Raw genomic sequence first — 24544 nt, forward strand, 5'->3', positions numbered from 1 at the left:
AAAGCATGGCGCATAACATGCCAATAATTTCTCCACATCCCGAGCGGCTCTAAGTGCCTGTTCCCAGCAGGCTGCCTATCCAGTAGGTCAGTCCTCCGGCAGCCGCACCAATCAACAACATCCTGACGCCGCCATAGATCATGTTGCGTCCACTGAACAACGCGAGCATGGCGCCAACAATGAACAAAGCAACTCCAGTCAGGCCAAAGGCAATTTCCAGGGCATGTTCCGAAACATTCAATAACCACGGTAACAGGGGAATCATTCCACCCAGCAAGAAGGATATGAATGAGGAACCAGCAGCAGCCCAGGGCGAACCAAGCTCATCGGGGTTCAAGCCCAGTTCTTCCCGCGTCAGGATATCAAGACCCAGCTCCGGGTCTGCCACCAGCCGGCCTGCCAGCTTTTGCGCCTCATCATGCGTCAGGCCGCGCGCCTCGTAAATCAATGCCAGCTCTGCCGCCTCCTGCTCAGGGTACAGGGCAAGCTCCTCCCGCTCCAAGGCGATCTGGTATTCAAACAACTCGCGCTGGGAGCGCATGGAGACATACTCCCCTGCCGCCATGGAGAATGCGCCGGCCAACAACCCCGCAACCCCGGATAACAAAATCACGGAAGCCTGACTGGCTGCGCCTGCCACCCCCAACACCAGGCAGGCTATCGACACCAGCCCGTCATTGACCCCGAACACGGCCGCGCGCAAGCCGCCATTGCTGCCGGGCATCTTGTGCCGTCCACCGACCTCATGAAGCTGGCTTGGTGTGGCATGTGTCGCAAGATCGATACGCTTTGTACCATAGGCTGACAGGCCGCGCACCTTGCTGGCAGCAAGCACATGGCGCATACGCCTTGGACCGAGGGCACGCAACATCAGCACCACGAAACGCGTGCGTATATCCGGATGGTAGGCTTGTACCTCATATCCCGCAGCACTCAGTTTGTGCTGCCATACCTGGGCCTGCATCAGCGCGGCATCGGCAAGCTTGCTGAACATCATGGCAAGCTCTGCATCAGGCTCGCGCTGCGCCAATACCCGGTAGAGATACGCCGAACGTTGCTCTTCGCGCCAGCCTTGCAACAGGTCTACCACAGGCTACAACCCCAACCTGCGATATTGCACCGCCTCGGCAATATGAGTGCTGCTGATAGATTCGCTCGCCGCAAGGTCGGCAATGCTGCGCGCCACCTTGAGAATACGATGATAGGCACGGGCTGATAAATCAAGCCGTGCGATCGCTTGTTTCAGCAACGCTCCTCCCGCCTCATCTGGCTGGCAATATGCCTCCACCTGCTGGCTTGTCAGGAGGTGATTGCTTACGCCTTGCCGGTCCAGTTGGCGCTTTCTCGCAACTTCAACCCGGCCTCGAATCACCACACTGGACTCTCCTGCCGGCACACTGAGCAACTCATCCTCGCTCAATGCAGGCACCTCAATATGAATATCGATGCGATCCAGCAATGGCCCCGACAATCGCCCGCGGTAACGCGACACTTGATCAGGCGTGCATCGGCATTTGCCATTGGGATGCCCCAAATAGCCGCACGGGCAGGGATTCATCGCCGCAATCAACTGAAAGCGCGCAGGAAATTCGGCCTGGCGTGCCGCACGGGAAATCGTGATATGCCCTGACTCAAGCGGCTCACGCAATACTTCAAGCACCTTGCGGTCAAACTCGGCAAGCTCGTCCAGAAACAGGACACCATGGTGGGCCAGGGAAATCTCTCCCGGCTTGGGAATGCCCCCGCCTCCCACCAAAGCTACACCAGACGCCGTATGATGAGGCGCGCGGTAGGGCCGCCTGCCCCATTCATTGGCATGGAAGCCCTTGCTCAGCGATTGGATGGCCGCCGATTCCAGTGCCTCATCCTCACTCATGGGTGGCAACAAACCGGCGAAACGGGAGGCCAGCATGGACTTCCCGGTACCAGGCGGGCCAGACATCAATACACTATGTCCGCCAGCAGCGGCAACCTCCAGCGCACGCTTGGCCTGTAACTGCCCTTTCACCTCCGCAAAATCGGCATAGTCTGCCGACCTGTCCTCAATAGCCTCGGAATGCGGCACCAACAACTCACGCCCGGCCAAATGCGCACAAACTTGCAACAGGCTGGCGGCAGGCAAAACCGTCGCACCGCGCACCAACGCAGCCTCTTTTGCACTGTCCTGGGGCAGGATAAACGCCCGCCCGCTCTGACGCGCCTTGTACATCATGGCCAATGCACCGCGTATCGGGCGCAGCTCGCCAGTCAGCGCCAGCTCGCCTGCCACTTCATATTGATCCAGTCCTTGCAAAGGTATCTGCCCAGAAGCCGCCAGGATGCCAAGCGCAATCGGTAAATCATAACGCCCGCTTTCCTTCGGTAAATCCGCAGGCGCCAGGTTCACAGTGATGCGACGAGCCGGGAACTCGAACTGCGCCGTTTGCAGGGCGGCGCGCACCCGGTCCTTGCTTTCCTTGACCTCGGCCTCTGGCAAACCAACGATAGCAAAACTCGGCAATCCATTGGCGAGATGCACCTCAACTGCCACTTCTGGCGCCTCCATGCCCGCTAAGGCACGGCTATGCAATACTGCGAGCGCCATACTCAGAAATGCTGCTCCAGACGTGCCTCCAGCGCTGCTAACTGCTTCTCCAAGTCTGTGAGCTGGACGCGGGTTTTGCGCAGAATTTCAGCCTGTATATCAAACTCCTCGCGCGAAACAAGCTCCAGTTTAGTGAATGCGCCCTGTAATAGTGCATGCAAGTTTCGCTCTATGCCATCAGCAGGCAACGAAGAGTATATTTCTTTGATTTTATTAGATAATTCTTCAATCATTTGAGCATTCATAGCTTAAATATCTCCCAAAACGTTTGCAGTTTAGCAGGTTTTTTCTCGCAAAAATCCCAACTAAATACAATTAACTCAACCACTTACAAAACAAATTCAAGATGCGCACCGTTTTTGACGGTAAAAAATATCAAGAAAAACGACGTAACTATTTGTTTTATATAGATGTTGTTTTTATGGCACAGGTGTTGCTTATTACCCAACGCAGAGTTTTCGTTGCTGTTTTATTTTTAAACCTTGAAAGGGTAAATCATGCGTAATTCGCTTCTACTTGCCGCCATCCTTGGCACATTTGCAGCACCTGCCGCTGTCATGGCCGAAGAAGCTGCTGAGGCAACCTCACCTCACACTGTTACTTACAACATTGGCCTGACCAGCAACTATATCTTCCGTGGTACCAGCCAATCCGGTGACCGCCCTGCCGTACAAGGCGGCGTGGATTACTCTCACGCCAGTGGGTTCTATATTGGTAGCTGGGCATCCAGTATCAGTTGGCTGGCTGATACAGGTGCTGACGGTTACGCCGGTGATCGTGCTTACAACAGCTCCAGTCTGGAATGGGATATCTATGGAGGTTATACAGCTGAAATCGGTGACACAGGTATCACTTATGATGTTGGTGTGAATCAGTACATTTATCCTGGCCGCCGCAACTCGGTAAGCGGTTCCTACAATGCCGACACTACCGAAATCTACGGCGGTATTTCTTACAAGTGGGTTTCCGCACGTTACAACTGGTCCCCAAGCAAGTCAGCTTTCGGTTTTGAAGGCCGGGGTGCCAGCTATATCGACCTGACATTGGAAGTACCATTCGGTGAAAGTGGCTATAGTGCCATTGCCCACGTTGGTCGCCAGGAATTTGGTAATGGTCCCAGCGTATTTGATTACACTGACTGGAAGCTTGGCTTAAGCAAGGCCTGGGATAACGGCATTGTAGTAGGTGGTTACTATACTGATACCGATGCTGACCGTGGTTCCTTCACTTATGGCCCTGTGTTCTCCGGCAAGGAAAACTGGACATTCTTCGTGCAAAAGACTTTCTAATTCAGACAGTCATAATAGAAGGCAAGGCAAATTGCCTTGCCTTTATGCTTTTAAGAGGAGATACCCATGAAATTTGTATCCGCCATCATCAAGCCATTCAAGCTTGACGAAGTGCGCGAAGCCCTTTCCTCCATTGGAGTACAAGGCATTACCGTCACTGAAGTCAAAGGGTTTGGACGCCAGAAAGGCCACACTGAACTTTACCGTGGCGCAGAATACGTAGTCGACTTCCTGCCTAAAGTAAAACTGGAAGTCGCAATTGAGGATGAATTACTTGACCAAGTAGTAGAGGTTATCGAAAAATCCGCTACTACTGGCAAAATCGGCGATGGCAAGATTTTTGTCTTCGACCTGGAGCAGGTCTATCGCATCCGCACCGGGGAAACCGGCGCAGATGCGCTTTAAGGGGTATGTTATGAAAAAAATTCTTTCCATGATTGCACTGGTCAGCGCACTGGGCTTATCCGGATTTGCACTGGCTGAGGAAGAGGCTGTCATTGTTGATGAAGCCACTATCACTGAAGTTGCACCCGCTGCTGTGGAAGTAGTAGAGGAAGCAGCACAAGCCGCACTGTCACTCAGCGCCGGCGATACTGCCTGGACCATCGCTGCCACGGTATTGGTGTTAGCCATGGTCATTCCTGGTGTCGCCTTGTTTTACGGCGGTTTGGTACGCACCAAAAACATGGTGTCCGTACTCACCCAGGTTTTTGTGACGACGGCACTCATGTCCGTCATCTGGGTAGTCTATGGCTACAGCCTGGCCTTTACCGATGGGGGCAGCCTCAATGCCTATATCGGCGGTTTCAGCAAAGCACTGCTCTCCGGCGTGACGCCAGACACTCTTCTGGAGGATGCCACTATTCCTGAATACGTATTCATTACCTTCCAGCTTACTTTTGCGGCTATCACACCCGCACTGATTGTGGGCGGCTTTGCAGAACGCATAAAGTTTTCCGCCGTACTGGCATTCCTGGCGCTTTGGGTCACCTTTGTCTACATCCCGATCGCACACATGGTCTGGGGTGGCGGTTTCCTCGGCGAACTCGGTGCTGCCGACTTCGCAGGTGGCACCGTAGTACACATGAATGCTGGTATTGCAGCCCTGGTTGGTGCCATTGTCGTTGGCAAGCGCCTAGGCTATGGCAAAGAAGCCATGCCTCCGCACAGCATCACCCTGACCATGGTCGGCGCCTCCCTGCTGTGGGTTGGCTGGTTCGGCTTCAACGTCGGTAGTGAGTTGGCAGCTGATGGCATTGCCGGCCTGGCAATGATCAATACCCAGGCAGCGACAGGTGCCGCAGTGCTGGGCTGGGTATTTGCCGAATGGCTGTTCAAGGGCAAGCCTTCCTTGCTGGGTGCCGTTTCAGGTGCAGTGGCTGGCCTGGTTGCCATCACCCCTGCTTGCGGTTTCCTTGGCCCCGTCGGTTCCCTGGTTCTCGGCTTTGTTGCTAGCGTCATTGCCTTCTGGGCCGTGACCAGCCTCAAGATCAAGCTTGGCTATGATGACTCTTTGGATGTCTTTGGCATCCACGGCGTCGCAGGCCTGATCGGTGCAATCGGTACCGGCGTCCTCATGAGCGCTGACTTTGGTGGCGTGGGCTACGAAGAAGGCACCACCATGGGCAGCCAGCTTTATGCGCAAGCGGTAGCAATTGGCGTGACCATTGTCTGGGGCGGTATTGGTAGCTACATCCTGTTCAAGATCGTGGATATATTCATCGGCCTGCGTGCCAGCGAAGAAGCTGAGCGTGAAGGTCTGGATACCGCCGAACACGGTGAACGTGCTTACCACTACTAAGCCTTTTAATTAAGTTGCTCAATCGGCAATAGTAAAAACGGGCGCTTTTAGCGCCCGTTGTCATTTCTAGCTTGACCATAGCAAATATTTTCTGGGCAATGCACATAATCAGGGCAGGCTTGCACCACTTCATCACAACATCAATCCCATTATTCAGGCCAGCTAACAACTCTCAGCAAAGCAGCCCTGGCCAGGCACTCTGCCGCAGACAGTACGAGAAGTGCAGCAAGATAAGGCAACAACGCCAGGAGAGTTTTGTTAGCCGCACTTAGCTCACACAACCTGGCACAGCTATTGCTTATAGTTAATCAAGCGTAATTTGATCTTTACGTCGCAAGACTTGGAACATCTTACTGCCTAGTTTTATGCATTATCTCCTCCTCCTCAGGGCGCTTTTAGCGCCCTTTTTTTTCACCCATAGAGGGACTGTTCCTGTTTTAGGCTAAAATCAGCGGCTACTCTTTTGGCTTATCAGGTGCTGCTTTCATGATGGTTCCCCACCTTACCACGGCTCTTACCGGCCCATTACTCACCCTGGAGAAGCGGCTTCTGGAAAGCATGCCGCGCATCGAACACTGGTTTCGCAGCCAATGGCTGGAATATGGCGCACCTTTCTATGCCTCGGTGGATTTACGCAATGCAGGCTTCAAGCTGGCCCCGGTAGACACCAACCTGTTCCCGGGCGGCTTCAACAACCTCAATCCGGATTTCCTGCCACTATGCATTCAGGCAGCCATGATCGCCGTAGAAAAGATCTGCCCAGATGCACGCAGACTGCTGCTGATTCCAGAGAACCACACACGCAATACTTTCTACCTGCGCAATATCCACGCTCTCACCCACATCCTGCGCCAGGCAGGCCTGGAGGTACGCATAGGCAGCATTTCCCCCGAAATTACCGAGCCGACCTTTCTGGAAACGCATGACGGCCATAGTATCCTGCTGGAGCCCGTACAACGCAAAGGCAATCGCCTGGTGCTGGAAAACTTCGACAGTTGCGCCATCCTGCTCAACAATGACCTCTCCGGAGGTGTTCCCGAGATTTTGCAGAACCTTGAGCAATCACTGATTCCCCCTTTGCACGCAGGCTGGGCCACCCGCCGCAAATCCCGGCACTTTGATGCCTATAACCGCGTCGTAGAAGAGTTTGTGCAACTGATCGAGATAGACCCCTGGTTGCTCAATCCTTATTTTGATACTTGTGAAGGACTGGATTTCCAGGCACGCACTGGTGAAGACTGTCTCGCGGAAAAGGTAGAAACCCTGCTGGAAAAAATCCGCGGCAAATATGCAGAATATGGTGTCACCCAGGAGCCGTTCGTTATCGTCAAGGCCGATGCCGGCACTTACGGCATGGGCATCATGACCGTGAAAAATGCCGATGATGTTCGCGATCTCAACCGCAAGCAACGCAATAAGATGTCCGTAGTAAAGGAAGGCCTCAAGGTCAGCGAAGTCATTCTGCAGGAGGGTGTGTACACCTTCGAGCACCTCAATGATGCCGTGTCGGAACCCGTGGTCTACATGATGGACCATTTCGTCGTAGGCGGCTTCTACCGCGTGCATACTTCGCGCGGCATCGATGAAAACCTCAACGCGCCCGGCATGCACTTTGAGCCGCTGGCATTCGAAACCCCATGCTCGACCCCTGATTGCGCCGGCGCGCCCGACGCGCTGCCCAACCGCTTCTATGCCTATGGCGTTGTCGCAAGGCTGGCCTTGCTCGCGGCAGCGATTGAGCTGCAGGAAACCGACCCGGACTTGGTGGACTAGGCCTTAATTATGCGCATTGCATTCATCCTTGATCCGCTGGATAGCCTCAAGCTCTACAAAGACACCAGCCTTGCCATCATGCGCGAGGCTGAAGCCCGCGGACATGCCCTGTTTGTGGCTATGCAGCACGACCTCTTCTTGCGTCACAACGAAGCCAGGCTACGCGTAAGGCCCTTCCAGTTCAGCACTGGTGAGAACTGGTACAAGCTGGGCGAGATACAAGAAGAAGCCCCGCAGAATTTTGACGCCATCCTCATGCGCAAGGATCCGCCTTTCGACAACGAATACCTTTACAGCACCTACCTGCTGGAACAAGCAGCCAGACAGGGAGCCCGCGTTTACAACAATCCCGTCGCCATCCGTGACTGGAACGAGAAGCTCGCCGTACTCAACTTCCCGCAGTTTGCACCCACCTTCCTCGTCACCAGCGAACAAAGCCTCATCCGGGAATTTCTTGCTGAGCAACAGGATATTGTCGTCAAACCACTGGACGGCATGGGCGGCAGCAGCGTATTTCGCCTAAAGAAAGATGACCCCAACCTGGGCGTTATCCTGGAAACCATCACCCGCCATGGCAGCCAAACCATCATGGCACAACGCTATCTGCCAGCAATTACACAAGGCGATAAACGCATTATCGTCGTTGATGGTGATCCTTTACCCTATGCCCTCGCTCGCATCCCGCAAAACGGCGAAACCCGCGGCAACCTGGCAGCGGGCGGCAAGGGCGTGGCCCAGCCACTGAGTGTTCGTGACTACGAAATAGCCAATGCAGTAGGCACCGTGCTCAAGCAAAAAGGATTATTCCTGGTTGGCCTGGATGTGATTGGTGAACACCTGACAGAAATCAACGTTACCAGCCCGACAGGTATGGTGGAAATTGCGGCGCAGACGGACTGCAATCCTGCTGCAATCCTGCTCGACAGGCTGACAGCCAGTTTTCCGTAATAAAAAAGCCAGGGAACTGACCTGGCTTTTTTACTTACCGGCTCGGGTTATTTATTATTTGGTCAACTCACGCCAACCTGTACGCCTGGATACGGTGTCCGAAGCAGCCGTATCAATGCCAATGGTGGTTTTCCTGCCCTGTGCGTCCGTGATGATCGCCTTGAGCTGACCATTAGGCAGACGGACAATCACCATCCCCACCGACAACCCTGTCGCCAGTTTATTGCCAAAGTGACTAGCTCCCGGCACCATCAAGCCAGTCCTGAAATCGAACTGATATGCCCATGTAATGCCTCCCAGCGAACAACCGTCTGAATTCACGTTGTCGATCTGCGGCGCATTGCTATTGACCGTCAATGTCCCCAAGGCCAGTTGCGGATCAAGATTGACACGCTCACGCAGCCCAGGCAGATCAACATACCAGCCACCATTTGCCCAATCAAGCACGCTGCCATCAATCGAAGAAGTCGTATCGCCCTGTGTGATGGACCTCGGCGTCAGCGCCCGCCCGTTATAGCTCACACCATTGTCCCGTATTGCATATACCGATTGCACCTGGGCATTGGTCACATCACTCAGCCCCAGGTAACGCCCTGTCGCCACGAAGATCACAGGTTCAACAACATTGGGCACCTTGCCAATTTCAGGCTTGGTTGTAATCGGCTGCCCAATGCCTACAGGATCCGTCAACTTGGCCAGACGAGAGATGGTTGCCGTCGAGGTTTCGAGATTGACTTTCCATAGATTACCGTCCAGATCACCCCCGTATAATGCCACCGACGCAGCATTGATATCCGCATTGCTATTGATTCCTGAACTGCTGGCAAGCCTGGCAAAACCGCTGGGACTTTCGGCCGTACCCACGCCTGTACCCAACTTCTGGATCAACGCCCCTGTGATAGCATCCACAATGTATAGATAGCCTTGCCCATTGCCTGGCGATACATTGTTGTAGCCCGAAGTAAACATCACTACCCAACGGCCCGCATAGGCATTGCCCTCGGGCAGTTTGGTAATGATCGGGTTGCCGTATGTCAGACCTAAATCCTCATCCCAACGGTTGCAATACGCATTGCTATGACAAAATTCCCAAAGCGCCTTAGGGTTATCTTCGTTTGTCACATCCAGCGCAAAATAACCACGCCCACCGGCGTTCAACCCTCCAACAAGAATCGTACGCCAGGCAGATGTAGAAGCATCGTAAACGTCCATCACCTGTGGCGAACCATCTACCAGGAATTGGTGGTTAGCACCATAGTTCTTGTCTGCCAGTTTGTACATATTGGGCATTACAGAATGCGGCACATAAGCCCAGCTCTCCGCACCATTCGTGGTATTGAACGCATGCAGCATGCCATCATTTCCACCTACATACAGCATGCCGTGACGATCTGCCTGCTCATTCTTGAATGCTTGGTAATTAGGCGCAACATTGTCAATGAAATTGAATCGTGGTTGCTTCACGTAGGCAGGGGCCGAGTTAACAATGTCACCCAACAGATGCGTACGCAAGCGATATGCCTTGTCCGTCTGGGTTACTTCGCCGCTATGGCCAGCGTGCCCCCGCAGATAATTCAGCAGGTTCTCGCCAGAGTTTGCAATCTCCTTGGTATCTGCGTCGAAACCATTGCATTGCGAAAGCAGTTCGCATTTGTTATTGAAGTATGCCTTTTCTTCTGTGCTCAGGTTATCCCATGCAAAAGGCTCTACTGCCTTGCTGTCCCGGTCAAATTTGAAAATACTCCGGCCACCACCGCTCAATTGCGCTTGCGCACTCCAGACATGCGCCTCGCTCACCGTACCGTCAGAGGGATTAATGGTTTGCGCCTGCACATCGCCATCCCAATGCACGCTACGATAGGTAGAACTGAAGATATAGTTATCGGTTTGGGTAATGTTAGGACTGCTAGTTGCGGAAGCTGCAGCAGCTCCCGTCCTGTCCGACACTCCGGCCAGCGCGCTGCGCAATCCTGAAATCAATTCTTTGGGCTGTTTGGCACTGAAATATAAACCACGTCCATTGACCGCAGCATGCCAGAGATCGTCCAAGGCACTTGGAGAATCTGCGGCCGGAATAGGCCAATTTCTAAGACCTTGCTTAATTTCTGCAAAATCGCCTTCATTAGCAACTTCATAGTCAGAGCGATAATCCAACTCTCCATCCAGCCCAAGCCCCAGCGTAAAAGTATTCATATGCTGTTTCGCATTTCTGTCCTTGCTGGTAGTCGGCACTTTGTCTTCCATATTGGGTCGCAAATCTGTCTGGTAGTAATACATCGCTACATCAGCCAAAGTATCAGTTGCGTCAGTTAACCCCCCATCATATGCACCATCAGCACGCTTGGAATATCCACTATCTTCATTGTCTTGGTTACCTATTGCATCATTCCCTGTTGTAACACCTGCAGCGCCATTCCAATAGCCATCTGTCGTTAGAATAGTAAAGTTTTGTTGGCAAGCAAACTGCACCGGATCCTCAGACATACCTCTATTAATTCCAGTAGTGATGCCAGCATAATGTCGCCCTACGCGTGAAAGCGCTTGCCGTAAGGGTGTACCACCACTAGCATTTGTTGAATAAAATTTCTTGTACCAGTTTGCTTTATGTGCTGGTTCAAAATCATCAATTTTCAGATATTTTGTCTCCGCAACCGGTGAGCCTGGATTGATTGTAAGAAACCCGACCCGGTAACTATTATCAATCGTTGAAAATGCCAGACCTGCGGCGCTTTTCATAGTAAACATGCGCGTACGGTAATAGGCGTACCAATTGGCAAAATTCGTCATCTCCTCATCATAGCTACATACCACTCCAGCACAGTCAATACGATCAGTAGATTTGGAATAAGTATTGCCTGAAACAATATCTACTCGCCGGAATTTTCCGTATCGGGCATAGACATAACTGGTCGGCCCATTTGTCACACTTGCCACAAATTTGGCTTGGCACTTTCCTGCGCCACTTACTACCGCGACTCTATCGGCATCATCAGCTGTCTGGCAAAATCGAACATACGCAGGATAAGTATGAGTAGCCTCATAGTCACTCTGGCATATCGTCAATGAACTATCAGTGCAATATTCCTTCGGCTCAATCCAGAAGTAATGGGGGTTACTGTTTTTCGTTACTGCTGTGGTGTAATCCCTCGTTGTATTATTCTCACTTACCCTGTACGGCCAATCATAATCACCATCAGAGTTATCATAATCTCCCCCAGTGCCTTGGCGTTGATCTGCTGCTATTCCATTACGCTTGCAAGTATTGCCGTTCGTCCCCGTGCAATAATAAAGCTCGGGATAGGAGGCCAAAATATTGGCGGTTGCTGAATTCTGCTCGCAGGAACTGTTCAATGAATGCCCTGCAACTCTGACAGCACGCCAACCATTGGTATTCGTCCCATTCATGGATGGCAGGTTCTGAGATGCGTCACATGGGCTCACCGGTGGCGTATAGCTCACATTCGGGTTGTAATAAATCGTATTAACTTGATAACTGTACATCGGCGGATCGCCACCTATCGTAGGCGCATTGCTCCCTGTTTCGCTTGGGCTTGTTGCTCCGCTGCAAATTGCATTTGATCCGTTGATTCTTCCAGCTGTACCTTTCCGGCATTTATAACGTGCTTGTGTAGAGTTGGCCGGGTTATATCCAATATAATCCGGCATGAAATTAAAGTTCATACTTCCCGAATCGTCCAACACAAACATCACGTTCGGCCTGACTACCGTACCGGAAGCAGTAGAAAGCGGATTGCTGGAAATATCCGTCACCGCTGCATGTGCCAGCCAGGAGGACATCATCAGCCAGCCTGCAAACAAGATAGGCTGCCACCAGAATATTCTTTGAGTTTGTTGTTTCATTATCTTGCTCCCTGGAATTGCTGGCGCTTCTCTGGATTTATACCGGCACCATGACGGTGGCCTGCACGATGCTCACAGTGTTGCGCGGCCCGAGCACACGGGCTGTGATGCGGTAATACACGGATGGGTTGGACTGGTAGACGGCAGCACCAATTTGCAGGCTGCTGCCCAATGTGGCATTGGTGACTGGTGCTTTGGATAATGAGGTCGAGCAGGAATTAGGTTGGCCTGAACCATCTTCACCGTTATATGCACCAGTAGTAGTACATAACCTATGAATCAAGTATTGCACGCGGTTACCTGCCGCATCTGTGCCCACATCCACAGCATTACTCCAGATAGTGTTGCTGTACCAGTCCGGATCCGTGGTGAGAGTGTTGGCAATATAGCCTTGTGATGGGTTGCTTTCAGCAAGTGCGTTGCGGTTGTTATCCAGCCATACCAATGCTGCCTGCAAGCCGCGGTCTGCAGACATGGTGGCTGATTGCTTGAAGGCAAGATTGCCGGCAATTACGTTACCGGAATCCACCGCGCGCCACAGTGCCAACCCTGCCAAGGTCATGGCAATCAAAACAATCAAGGCCACCATGAGCACAACACCTTGCTGGTGCGCAGCAGGAACTGCCTGATTAACTCGCATGTGTGTTTTCATGCAGGAGGCTTCCATAAAATATTCCGTATCACGACTGTGGTTTCAAACACACGGTAACGGTATTGCTGCCAATCGGCCAGATTGGACACATTGCTGAATACGCCACCAGTCCAGCTAGGCAACTCGGTGGTGACGTTGGCCGTTTCCTTCTTGCCGCTGCGGCTCACCAGCGCCACCCGTACTGCAATTACTTTTTCCCACTCGTCCCAACTCACCACGCCATTGCCATCAAGGTCTGGAGATGCACGATATTCATCTACCGTGTTTTCAGTATCCGCATCCAAATTGATCCCGTAATCCGCCTGCAAATCCACAATGCCATCCGCGATCAGTTCAGCCTCGCCAGTGATTTCAGAAAATACCTGGAGCCCGCCGTCCACAATTGAATAACGGTTGCTGGCCGGACTCTTTCCCATGTTGTAGATTTGTGCGCCACTGCTGTATATCTGGCTGCCGCGATAACGCGCTGTGGCAGCATGGGTAATATTGTTCTGATAAGGATTGCCAGGAGTGGCAGTAATCTGTGCGAGATCGCAATCCTGGCCCGGGGCTGCTGCTACAACCAAATCATTTACCGTGAAGCCGAAGCGGTTGGAAACCACATAGTCTGCATCCGCATTAGCCATGGTTTGCATCAATGCCGAAGGACTAGTCACCATACTGGCATTGCTGTAAGTGAGCTGAATCACATCTGGTGCTGTATCCAGGCCCTGGGTAATCACAGCAGGGGTAAAAAGAAAACGTACCTCACGGCCTGTGCTGCTATCCGTCCCCACCACCTGGCAACCCAGGTTTTGCGACACATTCATGCCATAGCCAGATTGACGGATATCGCGCTCTATGGCCAGCAGGGCCAATGCGCCATTTTGTTGCGCGTTGCCGCCACTGCTTGTTGTACGGTTGCTGTCCTGCGAAATGGACAGCACTTGTGCAATCACCATCAGCCCCAACAAACCGATGGTCATGCCGACCATGATTTCGACCAGGCTATATCCCGAATGATGTCTATGAATGGCAATGGTGTTCATGGCGTCGGATTGCTGTTGATGTAGGCCACGGCGGTATGGCTGTGTGGTTCGGTTTCTGAGGGAGGTTGCCAGAACACAGTCACGGTGGCGGTAAAGCCGGCCGTGGCATCGCCTGCTATCACAACAGTAGGCGCCTGGCTCTCGGCTCCCGGCAAACGGTTTTTCACATCTGCAAGCCAAAGCGCAAGCTCGGGAGAGCTGCCGCCGGGTAAACCATAGGTATTGATGTTGGAAGGCCCTGCTGTCCAGATACTGGCCACCAACCTATTGGCAAGGTAACTTGCTTCCAAACGATATTGCGCATCAGATACTGTCCTCATGGATGCGGCCTGCAAACCGATAATTGCCAATATCCCCATGGAGAACACCAAAATAGCAATCAGCCCTTCCAGCAAGATAGAACCGTTTTGCTTAGCACGAGACGGAATCATGCGCATACGCGTGGATCTCCTACTGTAGTCACGTTGGGGTCGCAAAAATGCACACTGCCCCCCCGAACCAGGATGCGCAAGTTGCGTCCATTGCCTTCGCTGGCGTCAATATCAATCTCGCGCACCACATTGCTGCCATCGTTATTGAATGTCACGCGCCCCAGACCATTAAACGTTACCGTATTGGCACCTGCAGGCACCACTTCTACACTCACGGCTACCGCACCTTCCGTATCAGGCTTGCTCTGAATCACCGCCGGGCAGTCATCAACGCCATCATTATCATCATCTGCCACAACAACCTGGCACCCGATAGTCCAGGTCGCATTGTTGCTCAAGGTAAACACCACATTGGTATTGCGACGAATAGCCTCTGCCCGCGCCAGTTGCAAACCGGTATTTAACCCTTCCGCTGCTGCGCGAATCTGGAAATTCAGCAACATCTCACGAAAACTTGGTACTGCAACTGCTAATAAAATCGCCATGAGCGTCAAGGTAACCACCAACTCCACCAGCGTGAAGCCATGTTGCCGCATTTAGCAGCTCCCGCCATGCTTGGTGATCCAGCAATTCGCTGGTACTGAGGCACCAGGAAATGCCGTGGTTTGCCGCACATTATCCTGATTGATGGTGAAGACATAACCGCCCATGCCCTGCGCGGCAACACCAGTCGCCGTAATGAGAAAAGTCTGATTACCATTAGGCGTGCCACATTCGTAGGTAAAGAACTGTACAGTCGGGGCAGAAGGCATGGTAACGGCATTACAGTCATACCGCCGGTTATCCTGATAACTGCGCTCCATGCGGTTGCGGATATCCGACAATTGCGAGATTGCCTCTGCAATCTTCGCACGAGCGACATACCGTGTATAAGACGGTACAGCAATAGACGCAAGAATCGCGATGATTGCCACCACAACCATCAGCTCAATCAATGTAAAACCTTGCTGTCTCACTCTCATCAGAACTCCTCTTTTGCCACTGTGAATCATGCAATGCAGACTGCGCTGAAAGCGAATTTTTCCGACAAGCGGCAATACTGTGCTGACAAGCGGCACGATCGCCGAAGGTCGGCTACATTTAGATCACATCAGGCGCACGCCAGCCACTTTTGAAGTTTGCCCCAGTCATGCCGCTTTGGGTAAAATACGACGTTTAGTTCGTTTACCACTCCCTTAAGGATACCCACGATGTCAAAAATCATTTTCAAGGCTGGTGAAGCCACCATCTTCAGTGAAGGCAAGGACGTCACCGCGGCCATGCCAGAAATCCTCATCGGCGCTGTTGACGGCCCGGTCGGCCAGGCATTTGCCAACCTGATGGCACAAAGCAAGGGCCACTCCGCCATGTTTGCCGTGCGTGACATCAACCAGTTGGTGCGCCCAGCTACCATGATGGTGCCCAAGGTGACCCTGAAGGATTCCATCAACATTGAGCTGTTCGGCGGCGTGGTACAGGCTGCAACGGCTGACGCAATCCTGGACGCTGTGATCGAAGGCATTATCCCTAAAGATCAGGTCAACGACCTGGCCATCATCAGCCTGGTATGGATTGATCCGGGCTGTGGCCCGCTGGCGAAGGAAGGCAAGCTGGACAAGGCCGACATGTACAAGAACAACTACGAAGCAACCAAGCTTGCAATCAAGCGCGCGCTGAACGATGAGCCGACTATCGACGAACTCATCGCCAACCGCCACAAGATCAAGCACTGCATGTGGGACGAAAGCTGGGGCGAGATCTAAGCCTGGCTTAATCCTAAAAAGCCCGCTAAGCGGGCTTTTTTATTCACTTGCCACAGAAAGCAAGCGCTTACCAATAATAGGTGGCACTGGCAATCACCTGCCTGCGCGGGCCCAGCCAGCAATCGCCTCGCGAAATGCAAGTGGATACATACTCCTTATCGAACAGGTTACTGGCATTGAATGCATAGCGCCATGACCCGTAATCCAATCCGAGCATCGCATCAACCAGCGTTACATCGGGCGCCTTGACCTGCTCGTAGGCATCCTGAGTACTGCCAATGTAGCGCACCCCGAGGCCGGCCCGGAAGCCATGCAGCTCACCCAGCGCAAACCGCTGCACTGCCCATGCGGAAGCCAAATGCTTGGGAATGGTTTCGATCTGGTTGCCGCGCTCCGCTGGATTATTGGTTTTGTTATAACGCGCATCCAGATAGCTGTAGCTCGCAATCAGGCTCAGATGGTTAGTCAGTGAGCTCACCGCTTCCAACTCTAGGCCTCTTGAATGGATTTCTCCTTGCTGGATTGAATAGTTTGGATTGATAGGGTCAGGCGTCGCACGATTCTGGTCGCGAATATCAAACACTGCCGCAGTAAAGCGAGTGCGGGACCCTGGCGGCTCATACTTCACTCCCAGCTCCCATTGCTTGCCACGCTGCGGTTCAAACAGGTCACCCAAGCGATCTGTTCCGGCAACAGGCAAGAAAGATTCGGCATAGCTGATATAAGGCGTCCAGCCATTCTCGGCCACATAGGTCAGGCCGTAACGTTCCGTGGTTGCATAATCCCGCTGGGTCTCCGAGCCTTGAGCCTCATTCTTGGCCTCGTCCCGTCGAATGCCGGCTGTCAGTATCCATTGCTTGTAGCGCACTTGATCCTGCAAATAAACACCTGTCTGAATCAGGCGCGAGAATGAAGGTGTCAATACCAAGCCAGAAGTATCTACAGGCGTATAGATTGGATCGTAGGCATCAATCGAGTTGTTGGGACTGAAATAAAAACCGGCATTCTTGGCTTGGCGAAAACGCCCATAATCCAAACCCAGCAGCAAGGTATGTGAAAAATCGCCGGTATTGAAGCTGGCTTCCAGGTGATTGTCGAGATTGACGGTCTTGGAATTCGTCTTGGAGACATCCACGTAACGGTTCAACACGCGCTGGTTGGCATCGATATAAGGGTTGACGCTGAAACTGTCGGGATAAAGGCTGCGGTAATCGTTCGTGCTGCTGGTGTAGCGGGCGTTCTGCCTAAATTTCAGGTGATCGTTGAACGCGTGCTCCAGCGACCATCCGAGGTGCGTGGATTCGGAGACATAGCGGTCGAAGCCGGGATCGCCGAGATAGGTGTTGAACGGAATCTTGCCGTTCGGGTTGGGCCGCAGCACGCCGGACCAAGGCAGGAATTGCGGCGTGGGCCGCCCGTCATTGCGCTGGTATTGGGCCAGCAGGGTAATGCTGGTGTGATCGCTCGGCTTCCAGGTCAGCGAGGGCGCAATCAGGGTGCGCTCGTCTCCCGCATGCTTGACCTGGCTCTCGCTATCGCGTCCCAACAGGACCAAGCGGTAGAACAAGTTGTCGGTATCCGCGACCGGCCCTGTGAAATCAGCCTGCAATTGCTTGCGCTGATAGTTGCCAAGCAAGATGCTCATCTCACGTTTGGTTTCCGTCTGCGGGCGCTTGGATACCAGGTTAACCACACCGCCGACGCCGCCTGATCCATACAACATGGAAGAAGGTCCCCGTAAAACCTCGATGCGCTCCATGGCGTAAGGGTCGGGACGTATGGTCTCGGAATAAAAGGTATTGATCTGGCGCAAGCCATTCAGGTACTGCGTGGCATCCATGCCGCGGATGGCATAAGAGTCTGACCGTGAATCCAGACCGTACTGGTCGGATACGACCCCAGCACTGTAGCGCAAGACTTCCTGTATTGATTGCGCTCGCTGGTCTTCAATCTGGTCTGCCGTGATCACGGAGATGGATTGCGGTGTTTCCAGGATGCTGCTGTCGGTCTTGGTTGCAGTAGCGCTGCGTTTTGCGGTATAGCCCCGCACGGCGCTTGTGGGGGTTTCCTTTTCCAGGTGGCTGCTTACCTGCACCTCGGGCAATTTTTCTTCAGCCGCATAAGCCTGCAAGGTAGCAAAGCAAGCCAACCAGCAATAGAAACGATAATTTAAGGATTTCATGATACTCCTGCATTGAATTAACAATACCGGACAACCCTGCTGACGCAAGGCTTGGGGACAGGGAATTGCCCGGCTGTGCAAATTCCCCGATTGGATAGATGAAGCTGGAAACACCGGGCTGGAACCCGGACGCAAGCCCAAAACTACTGACGCGCTTGATTATTTTTAATAAAAATCATTATCCGTATTATATAAAATATAAACTTTCATCTCCACTCATAACTGCATCATTAGAATTTGAATGCGTAAATATCTAGTTACCCTGCATTGCTGGTTCGGGCTCACCATGGCCGTTTTTCTCTTTATTGCCGGCCTCACCGGTGCCGTCATTTCATGGGATCATGAGCTGGATGAATGGCTAAACCCGGCGTTGTTCCATGCTGCAAGCACAGGAACACCCCAAGCTGCACTGGATCTTGCCAACAAGCTTGAGCAAGATAACCCCAAATTGATGGTAAGCTACCTGCCGCTTGATATAGAGCCAGGCCATACCCTGGGTGTGGGCGTTGCCGCCAGGCCGGACCCATCCACCGGAAAAGCCCACGAACTTGATTTCAACCAAGTGGCCCTAAATCCGGTCAACGGGAAAATACAAGGCCAGCGGGAGTGGGGCGCAGTTTCCCTCAGCCGCGAAAACCTGCTGCCTTTTCTCTATAAACTGCACTACAGCATGCATATTCCCGATGCCTGGGGCATCGAGTTGGGCATACTGTTCATGGGCATCATTGCCATTATCTGGGTGTTCGATAACCTAATCGCACTCTGGATTTCGTTTCCCAACTTCAAGTCGTGGCGCAAATCGTTTGCCTTCCGCTGGCAGCAGGGCGGCTACAAGCTCAATTTCGACCTGCATCGCTCCGGCGGCGTCTGGGTGTGGCTGTTGTTACTGATACTCGCTGTTACCTCAGTTTCGATGAATCTCAATTTCCAGGTAATGCGCCCCGTGGTGGAAACCTTTTCCAGCCTGAGCCCAAGCCCGTTTGCCTCGCGCGCACCGCAACCCGAAGACCAGCCGCTCGAACCCGGCATCAGCCGGGAAAAGATACTGGAAATTGCAAGTACGGAAGCCCGCAAGCGCGGATGGAGCGCACCTGCGGGTGCCGTGTTCTATTCACCGGCATTCGGCCTGTATGGTGTGGGATTTTTTGAAGCGGGCAATGACCATGGCGACGGCGGACTGGGAAATCCCTGGCTCTACTTCGATGGCAAGGATGGCAGCCCGGCCGGCTCAGTCATTCCCGGCACCGGCAGCGCTGGGGACATCTTCATGCAAGCGCAATTCCCGCTGCATTCGGGCCGCATTCTCGGGTTGCCGGGCCGCATCATGATTTCTGTCATGGGCGCCGTGGTGGCAATGCTCAGCATTACCGGCATCGTCATTTGGCTGCGCAAGCGCAGATCGCGCAGCACTGCTCAGAAGGTGAAAAACGCTTAAGGAGGAACCTTGCTTCAACTACCCTGCCGGGACAACGTATCCCATGAAAAGATGGTGAACAGGCTCTTAGACCAGGGCCAGCTGGCGCTGTTTTGCACTGGCAGCGCCATGCTGCTGCGCGGCCAGGGCCTGCAGGATTTTGCGCACCGGCACCGGCAGGGCTGCATCAATCGCCACGTCAAGCGGCATCCAATGCCAGCCAGGTTCCTGCGCCTGCAAGGGCAAAGCAGCCACCGGCATATGGTTGGCGGTAATATGCAGCTTGAAGTGGGTGAACACATGGGTCAGCCGCATCAAGGATGCGGGCGCATGCCCATCCAGGCCCATTGTCTGCTTCCCCCAAGCCTGGCTATCCTGGCCCAACTCCAGCTCGGGCAGGCTCCATAAGCCGCCCCAAATACCGCTATCAGGCCGCTTTTGCAGCAAGACACGGTTGCCATGCGTCATCACCAGCATTTGCACGGTTTTTTCCGGGATGGTTTTTCTGGGCTTGGAGGCAGGCAATTCGCTGACGCGGTCCATGGACAGTGCGCCGCAATCTTCCTGCAATGGGCAATTGGCACAACGGGGGCGGCTACGCACGCACACCGTGGCCCCCAGGTCCATCAGGGCTTGCGCGTAAGTGCCCATTGCAGTCTGGGGCTGCATCCGCTCCGCTATCTGCCAGAGTTTTTTCTCGACACTGGGTTGGCCGGGCCAGCCATCGACCAGGAAATAACGCGCAAACACGCGCTTTACGTTGCCGTCCAATATCGGTTGCGGCAGGCCGAAGGCGAATGAGGAAATGGCTGCTGCGGTAGAGCGGCCTATGCCGGGCAAGGCTTGTATCGCCTCGAAATCTCGTGGAAAAACACCCTGGTGTTCGGCCATCATGATCTGCGCTGCCTTATGCAGGTTGCGCGCCCGCGAGTAATACCCCAGGCCGCTCCAGTGCTGCATCACGTCTTCCTGGCTGGCTGCAGCCAAGCTGGCAATGGTCGGGAAGCGCTGCATGAATTTCTGGTAATAGCCGATCACGGCAGCCACCTGCGTCTGCTGCAACATGATTTCTGAAACCCAGATCGCATACGGGTCCGTCGTATTCTGCCAGGGCAGGTCATGACGGCCATGCTGTTTTTGCCAGGCAATCAACCGTTCTGCAATAGGTGGAAAATGTGACAAATCCATTTATCTGCCAAATAAGTTCTGCAGCTTCTGCTTGACCTTGTCTTCAGACGAGGCAGCCGGCTCATCGCTGCCTTCCTTGGAGCTTTGATTATTCTTGTTCAGCAGGGATTTAACCGCTTCCTCGCGATTGCCTTCCAGCAGATTCTTCACGGCCTCGCCTTTCGCACCGCCGGCGCCTTCCAGTAATTTGTTGCGGGCAACTGCGCTGGCAAGCCCGGCAAAGTCAATGGCATACGCAGGCTTGGCAAAGGTGCCGCTCAGCTTGATGGGCACAGTCAAGCCATTGAGCTCTTGCAGGTCTGCCCCGCCCTGTCCTTTAAGGGAAGCCACTACGGTAGGCTTAGCAAGATAATCCAAGGTTTCATTGGCAATATCGACAGTGCCATTGCCTGCAATACGGAACAAGGGCGCCTTCATGTTCAGGTCGTCGTTATGCGCAACGCCATTCTTGATATTGAAGCTTGCGGACATTTCGCTGAAATCCGTCTGCTTGCTTTTGTCATCCGCCACACTGGTATTGCCCTTAAGCACATTGAGCTTGTCCTTGGCGCCGCGCAACGTGCCGGCAATGTCGATGCCCTTGACTGCGCCATTTTGAAGATTGAGCGCCGCCTTGCCGTTCAGCCCTTTCTTGAGCGCATTCACAGTCTCGCCGCTGGTCGTGATATCCAGATTGAGACTGCCCTTGCCGCTCAGCATGTCATTGTTGATGGCATCAGAGAGTAAGGGGCCTATCGCGATGCTTTTCATGTCCTGCTTGATGGCGATATTGGGCGTGCTGCGGGCGTCCACGGTCAGGGCGCCATTCATTGAGCCCTCGTAGAGATTAGCGGAAAAAGGGGATAATTCGGCCACCCCCGAGTCCGCTTTTAACTTGATGCGCACATTCGTGCTTTTGACATTGGCAACCTTGAGCGACCCGATACGCAGCTCACCATCCGCGTTCAACTGGCGCAATGCGCTCAGGTCAATCGGGGCATCCTCTTTCGGCTTGCTGGCAGGCGCTGGAGCAGGTTTGGCCTCGGAATCCGTGATATAGCGGTCTGCATCCAGATCATCGATATCCACATCGAAATGGTAAATCGGCCGTTCAAAGCGGCTGATGCCAAACCTGCCCTTGATGGAAGTTTCATCCAGCTTGACGTTGAACGGGCTAACATTCAGCGTTTTGCCATCTGCCTTGATCCCCAGCCTGAGTCCGGCCAGATGGAATTTCTCATACACAATGCTCCCGATATTGACGTTGCCCTGCAACAACAAGTCCTTCAACGCTGAAAGATCCTGCGCCCCTGCTTCTGAGGGCTTGCTCGCAGCCTTCTGTGCCGGTTTTGCATTGGTGGAATTTGTACCCAGCAGCTTGTTGAGATCAAGCTTGTCACCATTAAGGTTGAAGCGGATATCCGGCTTGGCGAAACCCACCACGGCAACATCACCCTTAAGCTTGGTATCTTCGACATCCAGGCTGAAATCGCTGTTCACTTTCTCCTGCTTGGCATCTGCGAACAGCTTGAAAGCAAATTCGCCCTGGGCAGCACCCTTGGGTAGCGCCTTGTCCTTGATGTCTATCCTGCCGGCCAGCTTGGGCAGTTCGAACACCAAATCTTCCAGATTGCCCTGGAACGGCGAGGAGAACCTGCTTTCCACGCTGCGGTCCGGCTGCTTGAGGCTGAATTCTCCATTGATGCCACTGCTTTGCAGTTGCCTTGGCGAACCCTTGATGTCTGCCAGCACCAGTTTGGCCTTGATGATTTCCCCTGCTTTCTCCTGGCTGAAGGCAAGCTCTGCCTTGTCTCCCGACACTTCATCCTTCTGCACCACCAGCTTGGGCGCTACTAGGTCGGCAGTCAGCTTCGCATCCGCCAGCTTGCCGGTAGCAGCAAGCTTGAGGCCATTGACCAGCAACTCCATGCTATCGGGGTGTACATCCACATCGCCGCTGAGACGAATGTCCGCATCCTCCACATCTGCAATATTGCCCTTGACCACGGCATCCAGCTTGCTTACGGCAAAATGCTTGTTCTCGGGGTCGGCCATGAAGTTGCCTTGCAGCTTGACCTTGGCCTCGACCTTGGGCGCACTGGTGCTCAACTCGAAATCGCTGGCAAGGTCGAATGGCGTGCCAAGCGCAACACGCCCGGTTTTCAGGCTGAACTGCTTGATGGCATAAGTGCTGTCGGCAGCTTCGTCATGAAAGCTCACTGCCGAATTGCTGACATTGATGCTGGAAATATCGAACGCGATTTCCTGGGAAGGCTCATCATTGCTTTCGCTCAGCAAGTCGTCGAAGTTGGTGCTGCCGTCCTGGTAACGGACGATATTGGCCCGTGCGCCATCGACATAAACCGCATCGACCACTAGCTCTTTCCGCAGCAACGGCAGCAAGGCCACTGATACCTTGAGACCGTCCACTGCAGCGAACTCCTTGTCGCTGTTGTGCTCGGAAAGTGAAATCTTGCCCAGGTCGGCCCCAAGCTTGGGCCAGAAGGCCAGCTTGATGTCGCCTTCTATATTGAGCGTGCGCTGTTTCTTGTCCTTGACCAGTTGCACGATCATGGGCTTGTAGTCATTCGGGTTGAAGGTCGCGGCAAACACCGCCACGATGATGACCAGCACCAGGACAATTCCGCCGAGGCCAAACAAGGAATACTTAAGGATTTTATTCATTAACCTATCCTGTTTTGATTGCGCGCGAAGAAAACGAGTGTATCACTGCCTAGGTTTGACCGGCAGTGATACCGGATAGCGGCTTACCAATAATAAGCCAGCACAATGATACCAAGCACGATGCGATAGTAGGCAAAACCCTTGAAATCATGGTTGGCTACATAGCGGATCAGGGTCTTGATCGCCACCAGCGCGGCGAGGAAAGCCGTGACAAAACCGATGACAAACATTGCCAGGTCTTCCACCACGAACAGCTCGAAGTTCTTGTAAACATCATAAACCGTGGCTGCAAACATCACAGGAATTGCCAGGAAGAAGGAGAATTCAGTTGCCGTCTTGCGGTTGAGGCCGAAAATCATGCCGCCGAGAATGGTGGCACCCGAGCGCGACACGCCAGGCATGATCGCCAGCGACTGCGCGCAACCGACCTTGAGCGCCTGCCATGGCGTAATCTCGTTGAGATTGGAAGTCTTGGCGACAGGCGCCTTGTCGTGGGAATAGATATTCTCCACCAGCAGGATGACAAAACCGCCAACAATCAGGGCGCCCGCCACGGTAATCGAGGAGAACAGGTGCTCCTTGATAAACCCGTGCAACGTCAGGCCCAGAATTGCCGCTGGCAGGAATGCAATAAACAGGTTGAGGACAAAACGCTGCGATGTGCCGGTATGCAAAGTGGTCGCCACCGATGTCAGCCGAGTGCGGTACTCCCAGCACACGGCAAGGATTGCACCCAGCTGGATCACGATTTCAAACACCTTGCCCTTGTCATCGTTGAAGTCGAGCAAATCACCAATGATGATCAAGTGGCCCGTGCTGCTGATGGGGAGAAATTCAGTGGCACCTTCAACGATGCCGAGGAGAAAAGCCTTGAGTAATAATAAGAGATCCATGTCTTGCCATCTTTGTTGTTGATATGGGCGGCATCAAAATACCGCATTCATGTGATCCTGCGATGAACCGCCCCCGACGGTTCTCACAGGCTGC

20 protein-coding genes are annotated in these 24544 nt (G+C 53.4%); 7 read left to right on the forward strand and 13 right to left on the reverse strand.

The features are described from left to right. Positions 1-49 precede the first annotated feature (49 nt). Genes LG198_RS08305 through LG198_RS08315 form a run of 3 tightly spaced genes read right to left on the reverse strand, consistent with a single transcriptional unit; the run spans position 50 to position 2829 of the window. Complete coding sequence (locus tag LG198_RS08305; protein ID WP_230342708.1) at positions 50-1090, reverse strand: VIT1/CCC1 transporter family protein; 1041 nt, start codon at positions 1088-1090, stop codon at positions 50-52. Positions 1091-1093: 3 nt separating this feature from the next. Continuing rightward, the gene (locus LG198_RS08310; RefSeq protein WP_230342709.1) at positions 1094-2584 is read right to left on the reverse strand and encodes a YifB family Mg chelatase-like AAA ATPase; all 1491 of its coding nucleotides are present in this window, start codon (positions 2582-2584) and stop codon (positions 1094-1096) included. A gap of 2 nt (positions 2585-2586) precedes the next feature. Next, positions 2587-2829 (reverse strand): accessory factor UbiK family protein, encoded by a 243-nt coding sequence (locus tag LG198_RS08315; RefSeq protein ID WP_230342710.1) that lies wholly within the window; start codon positions 2827-2829, stop codon positions 2587-2589. A 252-nt stretch (positions 2830-3081) separates the two neighbouring features. Here LG198_RS08315 and LG198_RS08320 point away from each other — a divergent pair, with 252 nt between their 5' ends. The 5 genes from LG198_RS08320 to gshB all read left to right on the forward strand — a co-directional run bounded on the left by LG198_RS08320 (position 3082) and on the right by gshB (position 8395). Beyond that, complete coding sequence (locus LG198_RS08320) at positions 3082-3873, forward strand: TorF family putative porin (protein WP_230342711.1); 792 nt, start codon at positions 3082-3084, stop codon at positions 3871-3873. A 66-nt stretch (positions 3874-3939) separates the two neighbouring features. Then, complete coding sequence (gene glnK, locus LG198_RS08325; protein ID WP_230342712.1) at positions 3940-4278, forward strand: P-II family nitrogen regulator; 339 nt, start codon at positions 3940-3942, stop codon at positions 4276-4278. A gap of 10 nt (positions 4279-4288) precedes the next feature. After that, complete coding sequence (locus tag LG198_RS08330; protein ID WP_230342713.1) at positions 4289-5674, forward strand: ammonium transporter; 1386 nt, start codon at positions 4289-4291, stop codon at positions 5672-5674. A 489-nt stretch (positions 5675-6163) separates the two neighbouring features. Then, positions 6164-7447, forward strand: coding sequence for a glutamate--cysteine ligase (gshA, locus tag LG198_RS08335; RefSeq protein WP_230343027.1), 1284 nt, complete (start codon positions 6164-6166; stop codon positions 7445-7447). 9 nt (positions 7448-7456) lie between these two features. Beyond that, entirely contained in the window at positions 7457-8395 is a 939-nt protein-coding gene (gene gshB, locus LG198_RS08340) for a glutathione synthase (RefSeq protein WP_230342714.1), read from the forward strand. 54 nt (positions 8396-8449) lie between these two features. On the opposite strand, the gene LG198_RS08345 is transcribed toward gshB, so the two are convergent. From LG198_RS08345 to LG198_RS08370, 6 genes are read right to left on the reverse strand one after another with little or no spacing between them, the layout of a single operon-like run. Continuing rightward, positions 8450-12256 carry a pilus assembly protein gene (locus LG198_RS08345; RefSeq protein ID WP_230342715.1) on the reverse strand — a complete coding sequence of 1269 codons (3807 nt, stop codon included), beginning with the start codon at positions 12254-12256 and terminating at the stop codon, positions 8450-8452. Between the two features lie 37 nt (positions 12257-12293). After that, a complete protein-coding gene (locus tag LG198_RS08350) occupies positions 12294-12908 on the reverse strand; it encodes a pilus assembly PilX family protein (protein ID WP_230342716.1) in 615 nt (204 codons plus the stop codon). Further along, positions 12905-13936, reverse strand: coding sequence for a PilW family protein (locus LG198_RS08355; RefSeq protein WP_230342717.1), 1032 nt, complete (start codon positions 13934-13936; stop codon positions 12905-12907). The genes LG198_RS08350 and LG198_RS08355 overlap by 4 nt, the downstream gene beginning before the upstream one ends. Beyond that, positions 13933-14373 (reverse strand): type IV pilus modification PilV family protein, encoded by a 441-nt coding sequence (locus tag LG198_RS08360; protein ID WP_230342718.1) that lies wholly within the window; start codon positions 14371-14373, stop codon positions 13933-13935. Before LG198_RS08360 ends, LG198_RS08355 begins: the two co-directional genes overlap by 4 nt. Beyond that, positions 14364-14903: a GspH/FimT family pseudopilin gene (locus LG198_RS08365; RefSeq protein WP_230342719.1), complete on the reverse strand. Its 540-nt coding sequence runs from the start codon at positions 14901-14903 to the stop codon at positions 14364-14366. Before LG198_RS08365 ends, LG198_RS08360 begins: the two co-directional genes overlap by 10 nt. Further along, positions 14904-15329: a type IV pilin protein gene (locus LG198_RS08370; RefSeq protein WP_230342720.1), complete on the reverse strand. Its 426-nt coding sequence runs from the start codon at positions 15327-15329 to the stop codon at positions 14904-14906. A gap of 228 nt (positions 15330-15557) precedes the next feature. Between LG198_RS08370 and fae the strand changes: the two genes are divergently transcribed. Beyond that, the gene (gene fae / locus LG198_RS08375) at positions 15558-16109 is read left to right on the forward strand and encodes a formaldehyde-activating enzyme (protein ID WP_230342721.1); all 552 of its coding nucleotides are present in this window, start codon (positions 15558-15560) and stop codon (positions 16107-16109) included. A gap of 67 nt (positions 16110-16176) precedes the next feature. Here fae and LG198_RS08380 read toward each other — a convergent pair whose 3' ends face one another. Continuing rightward, on the reverse strand, positions 16177-18291 hold the full coding sequence (locus LG198_RS08380) for a TonB-dependent siderophore receptor (protein WP_230342722.1): 2115 nt from the start codon (positions 18289-18291) through the stop codon (positions 16177-16179). 241 nt (positions 18292-18532) lie between these two features. On the opposite strand from LG198_RS08380, the gene LG198_RS08385 reads away from it, so the two are divergent. Continuing rightward, positions 18533-19726, forward strand: coding sequence for a PepSY-associated TM helix domain-containing protein (locus tag LG198_RS08385; RefSeq protein ID WP_230342723.1), 1194 nt, complete (start codon positions 18533-18535; stop codon positions 19724-19726). 66 nt (positions 19727-19792) lie between these two features. Here LG198_RS08385 and mutY read toward each other — a convergent pair whose 3' ends face one another. The 3 genes from mutY to LG198_RS08400 all read right to left on the reverse strand — a co-directional run bounded on the left by mutY (position 19793) and on the right by LG198_RS08400 (position 24450). After that, the gene (mutY, locus tag LG198_RS08390) at positions 19793-20893 is read right to left on the reverse strand and encodes an A/G-specific adenine glycosylase (protein ID WP_230342724.1); all 1101 of its coding nucleotides are present in this window, start codon (positions 20891-20893) and stop codon (positions 19793-19795) included. Continuing rightward, a complete protein-coding gene (locus LG198_RS08395; RefSeq protein ID WP_230342725.1) occupies positions 20894-23557 on the reverse strand; it encodes an AsmA family protein in 2664 nt (887 codons plus the stop codon). An 83-nt stretch (positions 23558-23640) separates the two neighbouring features. Next, positions 23641-24450, reverse strand: coding sequence for an undecaprenyl-diphosphate phosphatase (locus LG198_RS08400; protein ID WP_230342726.1), 810 nt, complete (start codon positions 24448-24450; stop codon positions 23641-23643). Between the last annotated feature and the right edge of the window lie 94 nt (positions 24451-24544).

The sequence above is a fragment of the Methylobacillus arboreus genome (assembly GCF_020532725.1).
Lineage (GTDB): Bacteria > Pseudomonadota > Gammaproteobacteria > Burkholderiales > Methylophilaceae > Methylobacillus > Methylobacillus arboreus.

Coding starts and splice junctions, on each gene's coding strand:
- LG198_RS08345 (WP_230342715.1), bottom strand. CDS start 12,256: ATGAAACAACAAACTCAAAGAATATTCTGGTGGCAGCCTATCTTGTTT.
- LG198_RS08380 (WP_230342722.1), bottom strand. CDS start 18,291: ATGAAATCCTTAAATTATCGTTTCTATTGCTGGTTGGCTTGCTTTGCT.
- LG198_RS08400 (WP_230342726.1), bottom strand. CDS start 24,450: ATGGATCTCTTATTATTACTCAAGGCTTTTCTCCTCGGCATCGTTGAA.
- glnK (WP_230342712.1), top strand. CDS start 3,940: ATGAAATTTGTATCCGCCATCATCAAGCCATTCAAGCTTGACGAAGTG.
- fae (WP_230342721.1), top strand. CDS start 15,558: ATGTCAAAAATCATTTTCAAGGCTGGTGAAGCCACCATCTTCAGTGAA.
- LG198_RS08350 (WP_230342716.1), bottom strand. CDS start 12,908: ATGAAAACACACATGCGAGTTAATCAGGCAGTTCCTGCTGCGCACCAG.
- gshA (WP_230343027.1), top strand. CDS start 6,164: ATGGTTCCCCACCTTACCACGGCTCTTACCGGCCCATTACTCACCCTG.
- LG198_RS08395 (WP_230342725.1), bottom strand. CDS start 23,557: ATGAATAAAATCCTTAAGTATTCCTTGTTTGGCCTCGGCGGAATTGTC.
- LG198_RS08330 (WP_230342713.1), top strand. CDS start 4,289: ATGAAAAAAATTCTTTCCATGATTGCACTGGTCAGCGCACTGGGCTTA.
- gshB (WP_230342714.1), top strand. CDS start 7,457: ATGCGCATTGCATTCATCCTTGATCCGCTGGATAGCCTCAAGCTCTAC.
- LG198_RS08355 (WP_230342717.1), bottom strand. CDS start 13,936: ATGAACACCATTGCCATTCATAGACATCATTCGGGATATAGCCTGGTC.
- LG198_RS08365 (WP_230342719.1), bottom strand. CDS start 14,903: ATGCGGCAACATGGCTTCACGCTGGTGGAGTTGGTGGTTACCTTGACG.
- LG198_RS08315 (WP_230342710.1), bottom strand. CDS start 2,829: ATGAATGCTCAAATGATTGAAGAATTATCTAATAAAATCAAAGAAATA.
- mutY (WP_230342724.1), bottom strand. CDS start 20,893: ATGGATTTGTCACATTTTCCACCTATTGCAGAACGGTTGATTGCCTGG.
- LG198_RS08310 (WP_230342709.1), bottom strand. CDS start 2,584: ATGGCGCTCGCAGTATTGCATAGCCGTGCCTTAGCGGGCATGGAGGCG.
- LG198_RS08370 (WP_230342720.1), bottom strand. CDS start 15,329: ATGAGAGTGAGACAGCAAGGTTTTACATTGATTGAGCTGATGGTTGTG.
- LG198_RS08320 (WP_230342711.1), top strand. CDS start 3,082: ATGCGTAATTCGCTTCTACTTGCCGCCATCCTTGGCACATTTGCAGCA.
- LG198_RS08360 (WP_230342718.1), bottom strand. CDS start 14,373: ATGCGCATGATTCCGTCTCGTGCTAAGCAAAACGGTTCTATCTTGCTG.
- LG198_RS08385 (WP_230342723.1), top strand. CDS start 18,533: ATGCGTAAATATCTAGTTACCCTGCATTGCTGGTTCGGGCTCACCATG.